At 70.7% G+C, this 13,355-nt stretch carries 11 protein-coding genes; 7 read left to right on the top strand and 4 right to left on the bottom strand.

Annotated features, from left to right (window positions below; genetic code table 11):
- Nucleotides 1–25 precede the first annotated feature (25 nt).
- Genes AB0J88_RS33430 through AB0J88_RS33410 form a run of 5 tightly spaced genes read left to right on the top strand, consistent with a single transcriptional unit; the run spans nt 26 to nt 8,980 of the window.
- On the top strand, nt 26–1,390 hold the full coding sequence (locus AB0J88_RS33430; RefSeq protein WP_364356738.1) for a DUF4832 domain-containing protein: 1,365 nt from the start codon (nt 26–28) through the stop codon (nt 1,388–1,390).
- 54 nt (nt 1,391–1,444) lie between these two features.
- Nucleotides 1,445–4,105, top strand: a complete 2,661-nt coding sequence (locus tag AB0J88_RS33425) for a fibronectin type III domain-containing protein (protein ID WP_364356741.1) — start codon at nt 1,445–1,447, stop codon at nt 4,103–4,105.
- 11 nt (nt 4,106–4,116) lie between these two features.
- Nucleotides 4,117–6,621 (top strand): DUF4832 domain-containing protein, encoded by a 2,505-nt coding sequence (locus tag AB0J88_RS33420; RefSeq protein WP_364356744.1) that lies wholly within the window; start codon nt 4,117–4,119, stop codon nt 6,619–6,621.
- A gap of 38 nt (nt 6,622–6,659) precedes the next feature.
- Nucleotides 6,660–7,946: an alpha-galactosidase gene (gene melA, locus AB0J88_RS33415; protein ID WP_364356746.1), complete on the top strand. Its 1,287-nt coding sequence runs from the start codon at nt 6,660–6,662 to the stop codon at nt 7,944–7,946.
- Nucleotides 7,943–8,980 (top strand): amidohydrolase family protein, encoded by a 1,038-nt coding sequence (locus AB0J88_RS33410; protein WP_364356749.1) that lies wholly within the window; start codon nt 7,943–7,945, stop codon nt 8,978–8,980. The genes melA and AB0J88_RS33410 overlap by 4 nt, the downstream gene beginning before the upstream one ends.
- 41 nt (nt 8,981–9,021) lie before the next feature.
- On the opposite strand, the gene AB0J88_RS33405 is transcribed toward AB0J88_RS33410, so the two are convergent.
- Entirely contained in the window at nt 9,022–9,438 is a 417-nt protein-coding gene (locus tag AB0J88_RS33405; RefSeq protein WP_364356752.1) for a DUF6069 family protein, read from the bottom strand.
- Nucleotides 9,439–9,620: 182 nt separating this feature from the next.
- On the opposite strand from AB0J88_RS33405, the gene AB0J88_RS33400 reads away from it, so the two are divergent.
- Both AB0J88_RS33400 and AB0J88_RS33395 read left to right on the top strand, forming a co-directional pair.
- On the top strand, nt 9,621–10,727 hold the full coding sequence (locus AB0J88_RS33400) for a histidine kinase (protein WP_364356755.1): 1,107 nt from the start codon (nt 9,621–9,623) through the stop codon (nt 10,725–10,727).
- Complete coding sequence (locus AB0J88_RS33395; protein WP_364356758.1) at nt 10,724–11,383, top strand: response regulator transcription factor; 660 nt, start codon at nt 10,724–10,726, stop codon at nt 11,381–11,383. Before AB0J88_RS33400 ends, AB0J88_RS33395 begins: the two co-directional genes overlap by 4 nt.
- Nucleotides 11,384–11,442: 59 nt before the next feature.
- On the opposite strand, the gene AB0J88_RS33390 is transcribed toward AB0J88_RS33395, so the two are convergent.
- From AB0J88_RS33390 to AB0J88_RS33380, 3 genes are all read right to left on the bottom strand, one after another.
- On the bottom strand, nt 11,443–11,655 hold the full coding sequence (locus tag AB0J88_RS33390; RefSeq protein ID WP_364356761.1) for a hypothetical protein: 213 nt from the start codon (nt 11,653–11,655) through the stop codon (nt 11,443–11,445).
- 165 nt (nt 11,656–11,820) lie between these two features.
- On the bottom strand, nt 11,821–12,345 hold the full coding sequence (locus tag AB0J88_RS33385; RefSeq protein ID WP_364356764.1) for a hypothetical protein: 525 nt from the start codon (nt 12,343–12,345) through the stop codon (nt 11,821–11,823).
- Between the two features lie 51 nt (nt 12,346–12,396).
- Nucleotides 12,397–13,293 (bottom strand): DMT family transporter, encoded by an 897-nt coding sequence (locus AB0J88_RS33380; protein WP_364356767.1) that lies wholly within the window; start codon nt 13,291–13,293, stop codon nt 12,397–12,399.
- Nucleotides 13,294–13,355 lie beyond the last annotated feature (62 nt).

Raw genomic sequence — 13,355 nt, 5'->3', positions numbered from 1 at the left:
AGAAGCTGCCGAGGAGGCCGCGATCATGATCCGTCGCGCCCTGCGCCTGTCCATAGCCCTGCTGGCGACCCTCGTCGTCGCGAGCGGCACGCCGGCCGTCGCCCATCCGCCGTCACATCCACGGTGGACGCAGCTCGCCTACGCTCCCGCGCCCGCCGACAACCCCCTCAAGGGCTTCCTGCCGTACGCCGGCGACTACGAGACGTTCCCGTACAGCATGGAGTGGTTCTACCTGCCCCTGCGCGACGTGATGACCGGCCCGAAGCAGTTCCGCTGGGACGCACTGGAGGCGCAGCTCGACGACATCGCGTCGCGCGGCCACCAGGCCGTGTTCCGCTTCTACCTCGACTACCCGGGCAAGCCGACGGGCATCCCGCAGTACCTGCTGGACCAAGGCCTGGTCACGCGCCCGTACCCCGACTTCGGCAACAACGGCGTCAGCGTCTCGCCGGACTACGCCGACCCGCGGCTCGTGTCAGCGCTGGAGAGCTTCATCACCGCCCTCGGCCGGCGCTACGACGGTGACCCGCGGATCGGCTTCATCACCCTCGGCCTGGTCGGCTTCTGGGGCGAATGGCACACCTGGCCGTACGACGGCTGGACCCAACCCGAGAACTGGATGCCCGGCACCGACGTGCTGACCCGGGTGCTCGGCCGCTACGAGGCCGCGTTCGACGAGACCCGCCTGCTGGCCCGCTATCCCAGCCCCGAGAACAGGACCCTCGGCATCGGCTACCACGACGACTCGTTCGCCTTCGAGACCCTGCCCAACCAGTCGTGGCATTTCGTGCAGCGCCTGATCGACCAGGGCGTGACCGAGAAGTGGCGCGAGGAGCCCATCGGCGGCGAGCTGCGCCCCGAGATCCAGTCGTGCCTGTGGGACGAGCCGGTCAGCTGCGGCCAGTACGAGGACTACGCGGACTCGGTCGCCCAGACCCACGCCTCCTGGCTCATCAACCACGCGGCGTTCGCGGGCGACGGCTACTCCGGCGACAACAAGGCCCGTGCCCTGGCGGCTTCCAACGCCCTGGGCTACGAGCTGACCGTCACCGAGGCCGCGCTGTCCGGCGACCGCGTCTCCGTCAAGGTGGCCAACCGCGGCGCCGCGCCGTTCTACTACGACTGGCCGGTCGAGCTCGCCGCCGTCGACAGCCGGGGCCACGTCGTCAGGCGCTGGCACACCCCGTGGTCCGTCGCGGGCATCCAGCCAGGCGCCGATCCCACCCTGCTGTCAGCCCGGATCGACACCCACGGCCTGCGGCGCGGCCGCTACGACATCGTCCTGCGCGTGCCCAACCCCCTGCGTAACGGCATCCCGTTGCGGTTCGCCAACACCGGCCAGGACAACCAGTCCGGCTGGCTGCACCTAGGTGCCGTCACGACCCGCTGACGGCACGCACCCCCCGCACCTGTTCCTAACTCCGTCCCGAAGGGAACACGGTTCATGGCATCACTACGCAAGCTGCTCGTCACCAGCGCCGCGGTGCTCACCCTGCTGCTGGCGTCGAGCACCGCGGTCGCCGCGCCGGCGGGCCCACCGTCCCGCCCGCCGGCCGGCCCTGGACCCGACACGAGCCTGGCCACCCACACCTACACCTACGCCGACGCTCCGCTCGGACAACCGCTCAAGGGCTTCGCGCCCTATCTCTTTCCCGGCGACAACCTGGGCGCGAAGTACCCCGGCGGCCTGGTCTGGAGCTACTTCGCCCTCAACGAGGTGATGAAGGACCCCACCAGCTGCTCGGTCTTCGACTGGAGCGTCTTCGAGAAGGCGCTCGACGAGGCGGCGGTCTGGGGCCGTCAGGTCGCGTTCCGGTTCTACGTCGAGTATCCCGGCGGCAGCGGAACGCACCCGGGCAACGGCATCCCGCCGTGTCTGAACGGCAGGATGGCGTTGCGTACCAACGGCTTCTGGGGCACCGTCAGCCCGGACTACGACGACCCTGACGTCATCGCCGCGCTCACCAGCTTCATCAACGCGTTCGCGGCCCGTTACGACCGGGCCGGCCCCGGGGGCACGGCGGACCCGCGCATCGGCTTCATGACGATGGGCCTGGTCGGCCTCTGGGGCGAATGGCACACCTGGCCCTACGACCGCGACACGGCCGACGGCTACCCGAACCTGATGCCCACCGACACCACCATCCGCACGCTGGTGGGCGCGTTCGACAGCGCCTTCAGCAACATCCAGCTCGAGGTCCGCTACCCACTGGCCGGCACCGAGAACGCGAACATCGGCTTCCACGACGACTCCTGGCCCTACAAGGAGTGGCGCGGCAACGCGTTGAAGGGGATGACCCTGCCGGTCTCGATGAACGGCTGGGACGACGCGTTCCTCCAACTGCAGCTCAACACCGGCACCGAGAACCGGTGGGTCACCCAGTCGATCGGCGGCGAGGCCAGACCTGAGATCCAGGGCAGCCTGTACGCCAACTGGCCGGGCGGCGGTGGACAGGTCGACGACGTGCTCGCCGCGACCGAGCTCACCCACATCAGTTGGATGATCAACCAGACCGGAGCCGGCGGCTACAGCACCGGCGACGCGAAGGTGGCCGCGGGTGTGCGCAAGATGGGCTACAACCTGCACATCCCGCAGGCCAACTTCAACAGCACCGCCTCGGGTACGTTCAAGGTCGGCGTCACCATGCAGAACAACGGCGTGGCGCCGTTCTACTACCCGTGGACGACGGTCATCGGCCTGCGCAACGCGTCCGGGGCGATCGTCAAGACCTGGGACACCAACTGGGACCTGCGGCAGGTGCAGCCGCTGAAGATCCGGGCGTTCCCCGACTGGAACGTGGGCGGCGACCCGACCTATCTCGACTTCGGCCGTCCAATCACCTTCTCCGCGAACGTCAGCACGGCCGGCGTGCCCGCGGGCTCGTACAGCCTCGTGTTGAAGGTCCGCAACCCCCTCGAGACCGTGACGCCCGAGGTGCTGCGCGCGCGTCCGGCCGCCAGCCGGCTGACCGACTGGATCATCGACCAGTGGCGCCCGGCCCTGCCGCTGTCGTTCGCCAACGCCAACCAGGGCACGGACGGCTGGGTCAACCTCGGGAGCATGACCACCGGCGGGTGTACGGGCGACTGCACCGCGCCCTCGGTGCCGTCGAACCTCGCGGTGTCCGGGGTGACGAACACGAGCGTCTCGCTGTCGTGGTCGGCGTCCACGGACAACGTGGGGGTGACCGGCTACCAGGTGTTGCGCGACGGCGTCCTGGCCGGCTCGCCGTCGGGGACCTCGTTCACCGACACTGGTCGTGCGCCGGGACAGACGTACCAGTACACGGTGCGTGCGGTCGACGCGGCGGGCAACCAGTCCGGTCTGTCGGCCGCGGTCTCGGGCACCACGAGCGGGTGTTCGGGTGACTGCACCGCGCCGAGCACCCCGACCCTGTCGTCGCCCGCGAAGACCGACACCACGGTCTCGTTGTCGTGGACGGCTGCCACGGACAACGTCGGGGTGACCGGTTACGAGGTGTTCCGGGGCTCGGCGTTGGTCGGCAGCCCCACCGGGACGACGTTCACCGACAGCGGTCTGACCGCGTCGACGGCGTACTCCTACACGGTGAAGGCGCGTGACGCGGCCGGCAACCGGTCCGCCGCCAGCAACACGGTCTCGGTGACCACCAACGCGGCGACACCGCCGCCGACCGGGCTGGTGCTGGACAACTTCGACGGGACGCCGGCCTACCCCTCCACGAACGACCTCGGCAAGTGGACCGGCGGGAACTGCTTCCTGGACGGTGGCGGTGCCGGTGTGGTCACGGGTGGGGCGTTGAGCCTGCGCTACAACAACTGTGGCTGGTTCGGTTCCGACGTCGGGGTCGACCTGACCTCGCGGACGTGTCTGGTCGTGCGGGTCAAGGGTGCGGCCGGTGGGGAGCAGGCTCACTTCAACCTAGGGCTCGGTGGGTCGACCAAGGTGTTCGGCGACTTCACTGTGGACGGTGGAGGCCACCCGGTCATCACGACCAGCTATCAGGACATCCGCATTCCCATGGCTGCCAACGGGATCAACCGCAACTCGCCGTCGCAGCTCGCGATGGGCTTCTGGTACGGCGGCAACTCGTCCATCTCCATCGACCACATCTCGTTCCAGTAGGGGAGAGCATCATGTTCGCTCGCACCCTGCGGGTGCTCACCGTGACCACGGTGCTGGCGGCGACGGTGGCGTTCGGCTCCGCGCCGGCCCAAGCCGCCACCGTCACCTACCAGGCCGACCTGGCCACCGCGTTCGCCAACCCGGAACGCGGCTACCACAACCGCTACGAGATCATCAACGACCCGGCGGTCAACGACTACGTCAACGCCGCCACCATTCCCGGGTTCAACCCCGACCTGCTCGACCGCACGTTCGCCCGCGCCAGGACGAACGGCAACACGCTGATCCACAGCTACGTCCACCTCGACAAGTACCGGACGCAGCCGCTGCCACAGGCACTGCTGGACAACCTGGCCTCCGGACTGGCGGCCGTGCGAGCAGCCGGCATGAAGGTCGTGCTGCGGCCCGCGTACACCTGGGACGGCTATGTCAGCGTCGACGAGGCGCAGATTCTGGGGCACATCAGCCAGCTCAACGCCGTCGTCACCGCCAACGCCGACGTGGTCCTGCACCTGGAGACCGGCTACCTCGGCGCCTGGGGCGAGTGGCACACCGGCGGGCTGACCAACCCGTCGTCGGTCGAGGAGGCGCCGGCCCGTTACCGCATCATGAAGCGGATCGCCGACACCACCCCGGTCACGATCCCGCTCGCGATGCGCTATCCCATCTACATCAAGGAGGTCGTCGACCCCACCTCGTGTGTCGTGCCCGGCGGCTGCGGCCTGACCCAGGCACAGAAGGACCGGATCGGCTTCCACAACGACTGCTTCCTGGCCGACTACAACGACATGGGCACCTACGACAACCCGTCCTGGATGGGCTGGTACTACATCGAGCAGAAGAAGCAGTGGATGTACGACCTGGCCACCTCGACCGGATTCAACAAGATGGTCGGAGGTGAGACCTGCGGCGCCGACGGCTACAACGACGCCGCGTGCGTCAACGCGCAGGAAGAGATGCGGAAGCTCAACTTCACCGAGATCAACGAGGACTACGCCGCCGTCAACACCGACAAGTGGAAGGCGGCCAACCTGGCGGCGGGCGGGAACGACCCGGCCGAGACCTGCTTCACGCGCATCAAGCGCAAGTTGGGCTATCGGCTCAGGCTGCTCGACGCGACGTTCCCGACGACCGTCGCTCCTGGCGGTGGTCTGAGCTTCACCGCGCACCTGTCGAACGACGGCTGGTCCGGGCTCGTCAAGACCCGCCCGGTCTACCTGGTGCTCGACAACGGGACCCAGCGCTACAACCTGCCGCTGTCGGGCGTCGACCCGCGCGCCTGGCTGGCCGGCGCGAGCACCGTCACCGCCAACGTCACGGTTCCCGGCGGTGTGGTGGCGGGCAGCTACAGGTTGGCGCTGTGGCTGCCGGATCCGGTCGCCTCGCTGCAGAGCCGACCGGCCTACTCGGTGCGGCTGGCGAACACCGGCACCTGGGACGCGACCAAGGGCTACAACGTCCTGGCGAACGCGGTCACCGTCGGGTCGTGCACCGGCGACTGCACGGCACCGTCGGTGCCGTCGGGTCTGACGGTGTCAGGGGTGACGAACACGAGCGTGTCACTGTCGTGGTCGGCTTCCTCTGACAACGTGGGTGTGACCGGATATCAGGTGCTGCGCAACGGCGTGCCGGCCGGTTCGCCGTCGGGCACGTCGTTCACGGACACCGGGCGTTCGCCGGGCCAGACGTACCAGTACCAGGTGCGTGCGGTGGACGCCGCGGGCAACCAGTCCGCACTGTCGACGACGGTGTCCGGGACCACGAGCGGGTGCTCGGGTGACTGCACCGCGCCGAGCGCGCCGACCCTGTCGTCGCCCGCCAGGACCGACACCTCGGTGACGCTGTCGTGGAGCGGTGCCACGGACGACGTCGGGGTGACCGGTTACGAGGTGTTCCGGGGGTCGACGCTGGTCGGCAGCCCGACCGGGACGTCGTTCACCGACACCGGGTTGACCGCGTCGACGGCGTATTCCTACACGGTTCGTGCCCGGGACGCCGCCGGCAACAGGTCGGCGGCCAGCAATGCGGTCGCCGTCACCACCGATGCGACCCCACCGCCGCCGACGGGGCTGGTGTTGGACAACTTCGACGGCACCCCGGCGTACCCGTCGGCGAACGATCTGGGTAAGTGGACCGGCGGGAACTGCTTCCTGGACGGTGGCGGTGCCGGTGTGGTCACGGGTGGGGCGTTGAGCCTGCGCTACAACAACTGTGGCTGGTTCGGTTCCGACGTCGGGGTCGACCTGACCTCGCGGACGTATCTGGTCGTGCGGATCAAGGGCGCGGCCGGTGGGGAACAGGCCCACTTCAACCTCGGCCTGGGCGGCTCGACCAAGGTGTTCGGCGACTTCACTGTGGACGGTGGGGGCCACCCGGTCATCACGACCAGCTATCAGGACATCCGGATCCCGATGGTCGCCAACGGGATCAACCGCAACTCGCCGTCGCAGCTCGCGATGGGCTTCTGGTACGGCGGCAACTCCACCATCTCCATCGACCACATCTCGTTCCAGTAGCTGTCTCGGCGCTGCCCGCGCCCCTTCGGAAGGCTGGCATGACAACCATCGTTTTCCTCGGCGCGGGCAGCGTCGTCTTCACCCACGAGCTGCTCGTCGACATCCTCGGCTTCCCCGAGCTGACCGACGCGCGGATCGTGCTGCACGACATCGACCCCGAGCGGCTCGCGACCGCTTCTGGGTTGGCTGGCCGCGTCGCCGACGCGTACGGCGTGCGGCCCACGATCGTCGCCACGCTCGACCGCCGGGCCGCTCTCGACGGCGCCGACTTCGTCGTCAACTCCATCCAGGTCGGCGGGTACGCGGCCACCCGAACCGACTTCGACGTGCCGGCCCGGTTCGGCCTGCGCCAGACGATCGGCGACACCATCGGCATCGGCGGCATCTTCCGCGGCCTGCGGACGTTCCCGGTGCTGGCCGGCATCGCCGCAGACATGGCCGCGCTGTGCCCGGACGCGTGGCTGCTCAACTACACGAACCCGATGGCCATGAACGTGACCTACCTGGCCACGATCGCGCCGGAGCTGCGCGTCCTGGGTCTGTGCCACTCGGTCCACTGGACCGTGCACGGCCTCTGTTCTCTCGTCGACGTGCCGTTCTCCGACGTGCGGTTCGCGAGCGCCGGCGTCAACCACCAGGCGTGGATCCTGCGCTGGGAACGGGACGGCGTCGACCTCTACCCGCTGCTCGACGCGGCCATCGCCGCCGACCCTGACCTGCGCCGGCGCGTGCGCGTCGAGCTGTACCGCCGGCTCGGCTACTACCCGACCGAGACCAGCGAGCACTCCGCCGAGTACGTGCCGTGGTACCTGCGCCACGACGCCGAGCTCGCGCGGCTGCGCATCCCGGTCGGGGAGTACCTGAAGGTCAGCGAGGCCAATCTGGCGTCGTACGCGGCGATGCGCGACGGTGCCGTCCCGGTCGACCTGTCGCGCGGGACGACCGAGTACGCGCCGCAGGTCATTCACAGCATGGTGACGGGCACGCCGCGCGAGATCGTCGCCAACGTCGCCAACCACGGCCTGATCGACAACCTGCCCACCGGGTTCGCGGTCGAGGTGCCGACGACCGTGGACGGCACGGGCGCTCGACCGTCGCCGGTCGGCTCGTTGCCGGTGCAGCTCGCCGCGGTCAACCGGCCCTACGTCAGCGTCGGCGACCTCACCGTCGCCGCCGCGGTGACCGGCGACCGACGGCTCGTGCGTCAGGCCGCGATGGTCGACCCCAACACCGCCGCCTCACTGACCGTCGACGCGATCTGGGAGCTGTGCGACGCCCTGACCGAGGCGCACGGCGACCTTCTCCCCGAAGGGCTGCGCGCATGACGGAGCTGCGGCTGCGTGACTACACGCCCGTGCCGGCCATTCGCCGACCGTTGTCCCACGTGCCGCGGGCGGCGGTGCCCGCCGTCGACGTGCACAACCACCTCGGCCGCTGGCTGGGCGGCGGGGACTGGCTGGTGCGGGACGTGCCCGCGTTGGTCGCCCTGATGGACGAGGTCAACGTGCGCACGATCGTCAACCTCGACGGCCGCTGGGACGGCGAGCTCTCCGCCAATGTCGCTCGCCTCGATGACGCGTACCCTGGACGTTTTGTGACTTTTTGTCATCTCGACTGGTCGCTGCTGCACGGCCCGGACCCGACCGGCGCGCTGATCGCCTCGTTGCGACGCGCCCGCGATGCCGGCGCGCGCGGGGTCAAGGTGTGGAAGGACTTCGGGCTGACCGTCACCGACGCGTCCGGCGCGAAGGTGCTGCCCGACGACCCGCGCCTGACCGACGTGTTCGCGGCGGCGGGAGAGCTGAACCTGCCGATCCTCATCCACACGGCGGACCCGATCGCGTTCTTCCGGCCGCTCGACGCGCGCAACGAGCGGTTGGAGGAGCTGGCGGAGAACCCGTCGTGGTGGTTCGGCGCACCCGGCTATCCCACGTTCGACCGCCTGATGGCCGCGCTGGAGGCGGTGGTGTCCCGTGCGGCGGGCACGACGTTCATCGGGGCGCACGTCGGCTGCGCGGCCGAGGATCTCGGCTGGGTCGACGGCATGCTGACGCGCTACCCCAACTTCCACGTCGACCTGGGCGGCCGGCTGGCCGAGCTGGGCCGGCAGCCGCGCGCCACCCGCCGCCTGATCCTGGCCCACCCGGACCGCGTCCTGTTCGGCTCGGACGCGTTCCCCCCGAGTCGCGCGGCGTACGAGGTCTACTGGCGCTTCCTCGAGACCGAGGACGAGTGCTTCCCGTACGCGCCGGGCAGCCCGATCCCTCCGCAGGGTCGCTGGGACATCTCGGCCGTCGGTCTGCCGCCGGACGTCCTGTCCCAGGTGTACGCGGGCAACGCGCGGCGCCTACTGGGCTGAGCCGGCCCCGGGTGTCGCCCCGCGGCCGGCTCACTGTGGGGTCAGGCGTTCTTGTTACTTCGGGCCATGATCGGGATCAGCACCGCGCCGGTCGCCAGGTGCATCGCCAGCAGGGCGATCGTCGCGCCGGCTCCTTCCGCCGAGCCGAGCGGTCCGAGCAGCGACACCGCCAGGAAGGCCGTGGCGATCCACGTCCAGGTCCTCGTGCCCCGGCTGGTGAACCGCTCGAGCAGAGCCAGCAGCCCCCACCCGGCCAGGCCGGCGAGCACCGTCACGAGGACGACGGCGGCTGGGGTCACGGTGGTGGCGCCGTTGTCGACGACCAGGTCGACGCCGGCGATCTGGTGCGCGACGGTCCAGACCGTGAAGGTGGCCGCGGCGGCCGCCACCACGGCGAGGCCACGGGCGCGGCGGCGCTTGCGGGCGCATTCGGCGGCGGTGATGGTGGTGGTCGTCATGGGGCTCTCCTCGGATCGGGTTCGTCGTGTCGTTGTCGGCACCTACGATCCGTGGCGCGGGCCTCATCCCGGATCGGGCGCGGGACGGGACCCGATCTCCGTCTGCGGACGGATGCGCGCGGGCGACGGAGTCGGTCTCGCGGCCGATGGCCCGTTGCCGCCGGCCGCCTACCGTGAAGCGCATGAAGTCTTCCCGGGTTCCTCCGAGGGCGGTCGGCGCGACCTGGGCCGGCGTGGTCGCGGTCGTGCTGACGGTGCTGATCCTGCTGGTGCCCGACGGCCCCGCCACACCGCTGACGACCGCTCTGGCCCTGGCCTGCGGGCTCGCGCAGGCGGCGTCCGTCCTGTTGATCGGGCGGCGGCCGGAGTGGGCGATCACCCTGGCGATCGCCGCGGGCATCGGCGTCGAGGCGTTCGCGCCGCAGGTCGGCTGGCTGGGCCTGGCCGCGGGTCCGCTGATCGCGTACGCCCGGATCCGGCCGCCGCGGCGCTCGCTCTGGGCGCTCGGCGTGATGGTCGCGCTGACCCCGTGGAAGCTCGTCGACGGCGGCTGGCGCGAGGTGGTCATCGCCGTGTTCGCGTCGCTGCTCGGCTGGACGTGGGGCGAGCTCGACCGGTCCCGCTGCATCCGCCGCGAACAGGAGCGTCGCCGGATCGTCTCGGACGAGCGCGCCCGGCTGGCCCGGGAGCTGCACGACGTGGTCGCGCACAACGTGTCGCTGATGGTGGTGCAGGCCGGCGCGGCCGCCGACGTCTTCGCACGGCGGCCCGAGCAGGCCCTGGCGGCCCTGGACACGATCCAGGAGGCGGGCCGCTCGGCCCTGGGCGAACTGCGGGCGATGCTGCAGACACTGCGCCCGGACGGCACCGAGCCGAGGGCGCCGCAACCGGGCCTGGACCAGCTCGACTCCCTGGCGGCGTCGCTCGGCGCGGTCGGGCTGCCGGTGGCGGTCACCCGGGCGGGGGAGGCCCGCGCGGTGCCGGCCGACGTGAGCCTGTCGGTCTATCGGATCGTCCAGGAGTCCCTGACCAACACCCTGCGCCACGCCCGCGCGACCAGGGCCGAGGTCCAGTTGCGCTGGACCGACGCGGAGCTGCACGTCGAGATCACCGACGACGGCACGGCCGGCGCGGCCCGCGTACCGGCGGCGTTCGGTGGGGGTTCCGGCGCGGGCCTGGCCGGCATGCGCGAACGCGCCCGCCTGGTCGGCGGTAGCCTCGACGCCGGTCCGCTGCACGAGGGCGGGTTCCGTGTCTCGGCCAGCCTGCCCCTGGGAGCGCCCGCGTGACCGTCAACGTCCTGCTCGCCGACGACCAGGAGCTGGTCCGAGCCGGCTTCGCGATGATCCTCGGCGCCCGCGACGACATCGAGGTGGTCGGTCAGGCCGCCGACGGCCTGGAAGCGGTAGCGCTGACCGCCGAAGCCAAGCCCGACGTGGTGCTGATGGACGTCCGGATGCCCCGCCTCGACGGCATCGAGGCGACCCGCCGGATTGTGGCGGCGGGCAGCCTTGCCCGGGTCGTCATGCTCACGACCTTCGACCTGGACGAGCCGGTGTTCGCGGCACTGCGGGCGGGAGCCAGCGGCTTCCTGCTGAAGGACATCCGCCCGGCCGACCTGGCGGACGCGGTGCGGGTAGTGGCCCGCGGCGAGGCCCTGCTCGCCCCGACGGTGACCCGACGCCTCCTGGACCGGTTCGCGACCGGCCTGCCGGCGCGCTCGGCTCCGGATCGGCGCCTCGAACCACTGACCGCCCGGGAGGTGGAGGTGTTGACGCTGGTCGCGAGGGCCATGACGAACGCCGAGATCGCCGAGCGCCTCTTCCTCACCCAGGCGACGGTCAAGACCCACGTCTCGGCCATCCTGACCAAGCTCGACCTGCGCGACCGCGTCCAGGCGGCGGTGCTGGCCTACGAGACCGGCCTGGTGCGGCCAGGCTCCTGAGGACCGGTCCTCGGAACGACAGGATCTGGAACCCGGCAGTCCGGCCTTGATGGAACGGGTCAGGGGTAGAACGAGACCCGGGTGTCGACGGCGATGGCCAGCACCTGCTCGACGGTCAACACCGCGCCCGCCGGGCTCTCCAGGTAGATGCTCACCATGGATCCGTCCGGCCGGTCGACCCGCATGTCGCAGGAGTCCGCGATCAGGCGCTCCAGGGAGACGCTGATGTTGCCCCGCCTGCCCGCCACCTCAACGCCCAGCGGCGTCGGCATGTCGTAGAAGAACCTGGCCGGATAGGTGCCGCCGGCCCGGTCGGAGTGGCAGGCACGTTCCGCCGAATGACGGTGGGATCACCAGCGAGGTGCACACCCGGGACGGCGTCGCGGATCGCCTGCGGAATGGCGGATCTCAGGCGAGCGATGGCGTGCGTGGGGCGTTCATGGGATTCGGCTCCGCGCAAGATCGAGGGAACCGGAGGGCGGGGGCTGGGCGACGCTGAGGTGGGCGTCGCCGTCATCACGGGAGTGACCGGCGTTCCCGGCCTGGACGCGACCGCGAAACCGCCCGCTTCGACGATCACGATCCCGCCGGCGGCCGCTCCGAGGCGCTGGAGCGCGAGCCTGCGCCGCGCCCGGCCGATGACAACGTCCACTGTGTCCCGCGTCGGCGGCGTCGACCGTGCCGTCGGCCGGGAACTCGTCGACCAGGTGCTCGCGACGCCACGGCCGGCGCGTCTCGTCGACGACCGCACGCGCCAGCATCCCGTTGACGTAGGCATCGACGTCATTGATCTCCGAACGGCGGCGCCAGCGCCGGTAGAGCCTGCCCAGCACCGTGCCCACCAGGTCGTCGGCCAGGTGCCAGTCGCGGCACATCAGGTAGGCGGTGCGCCGCCAGGTTGGCATCCGTGCGCTGACGTAGTCGCGGAACGACGCCTCGTCCGCGGCCGTCATGCGGTTCATCTCCACCCCATGTAGTTGGGACGGAGGCAGTAGGCGTCGAGGTTGCCGGTGTCAGCTCAGAACGGGTCGGGGAGTACGGACCAACGGTGAGTGGGCCAGCCCGATGGCTCCCAAGGCGATGAGGGTGCCCGCGACCGCCAGGCCGAGCAGGGCTCCGGCGGTGCTGGGCGGCGAGACCGCGAACGCGTAGACGCCCAGGAGATAGCTGGCCACCGGGTTCGTGATGGACATCGCGGCGACCGCTGACGGCAGTGAGCCCGCTGCCAGGGCGCCCTGGCCCAGGATCAGGCCGCTGACCGTGGAGACCGCCAGCAGGTAGCCCGGCCAGTCCCGGGCCGTCGCCAGCACGCCGCGTACCAGCAGGTCGTCCGTCGTCAGTTTGATCATCGCGGCGCTGATCGCGTAGCAGATGCCCGCCGCGATCGCGATCATGGTGGCGCGGACCAGGCGCGGGCGGCCTTCGCTCAGGGGCAGGATCAACAGCACCGCGGCCGCCGCGACGATGCAGCCCAGCAGCACGTGGGACCGGTTGGGCTCGCCGTCCTGCGGTGCGATCCCGCGCACCGCGAAGAAGGTGGCCAGGCCGCCGCAGATCAGGATTCCGGCTGTCCAGTCCCGTCGGCCGGGGCGGCGTCGTTGCCACGCGGCCGCCATCGGCAGCGCGAACAGCAACTGCGTGACCAGCAGCGGCTGGACCAGCGCGACCGACCCGAACCGCAGCGCGATCGCCTGAGCGCCGAAGCCGCCCAGGTTGGTGAGCCAGCCGATCAGCCACAGCGGCTCCCGGACCAGTCGCCGGATGAGCCGCCACAGGCCCACGAAAACGTCCGAGCGCCGGTGCGGGCCGTCGTCCTCCGGTTGGTGCCACTGCGCCGCCTGCTGCTGGAGTGAGGCGGCGGCGGCGAACAGGAACGCCGCGAGCACGCCGAATCCAACAGCCAGGGTCACGCCGCGGGACTCTACGACGCGGGCCGGGGCGGTGGCCATCCGGCTGCCGCCCCGGCGCTCCT

Source organism: Asanoa sp. NPDC049475 (genome assembly GCF_040676915.1).
GTDB lineage: Bacteria > Actinomycetota > Actinomycetes > Mycobacteriales > Micromonosporaceae > Asanoa.
The sequence above is the reverse complement of the archived record's forward strand: the minus strand, read 5'-3'. Positions and strand labels throughout refer to the sequence as shown.

What these genes read in the sequence shown, in the direction of transcription:
- AB0J88_RS33425 (WP_364356741.1), top strand. Translation starts at nt 1,445, where the DNA reads ATGGCATCACTACGCAAGCTGCTCGTCACCAGCGCCGCGGTGCTCACC.
- AB0J88_RS33405 (WP_364356752.1), bottom strand. Translation starts at nt 9,438, where the DNA reads ATGACGACCACCACCATCACCGCCGCCGAATGCGCCCGCAAGCGCCGC.
- AB0J88_RS33420 (WP_364356744.1), top strand. Translation starts at nt 4,117, where the DNA reads ATGTTCGCTCGCACCCTGCGGGTGCTCACCGTGACCACGGTGCTGGCG.
- AB0J88_RS33400 (WP_364356755.1), top strand. Translation starts at nt 9,621, where the DNA reads ATGAAGTCTTCCCGGGTTCCTCCGAGGGCGGTCGGCGCGACCTGGGCC.
- AB0J88_RS33410 (WP_364356749.1), top strand. Translation starts at nt 7,943, where the DNA reads ATGACGGAGCTGCGGCTGCGTGACTACACGCCCGTGCCGGCCATTCGC.
- AB0J88_RS33385 (WP_364356764.1), bottom strand. Translation starts at nt 12,345, where the DNA reads ATGAACCGCATGACGGCCGCGGACGAGGCGTCGTTCCGCGACTACGTC.
- AB0J88_RS33390 (WP_364356761.1), bottom strand. Translation starts at nt 11,655, where the DNA reads ATGCCGACGCCGCTGGGCGTTGAGGTGGCGGGCAGGCGGGGCAACATC.
- AB0J88_RS33430 (WP_364356738.1), top strand. Translation starts at nt 26, where the DNA reads ATGATCCGTCGCGCCCTGCGCCTGTCCATAGCCCTGCTGGCGACCCTC.
- melA (WP_364356746.1), top strand. Translation starts at nt 6,660, where the DNA reads ATGACAACCATCGTTTTCCTCGGCGCGGGCAGCGTCGTCTTCACCCAC.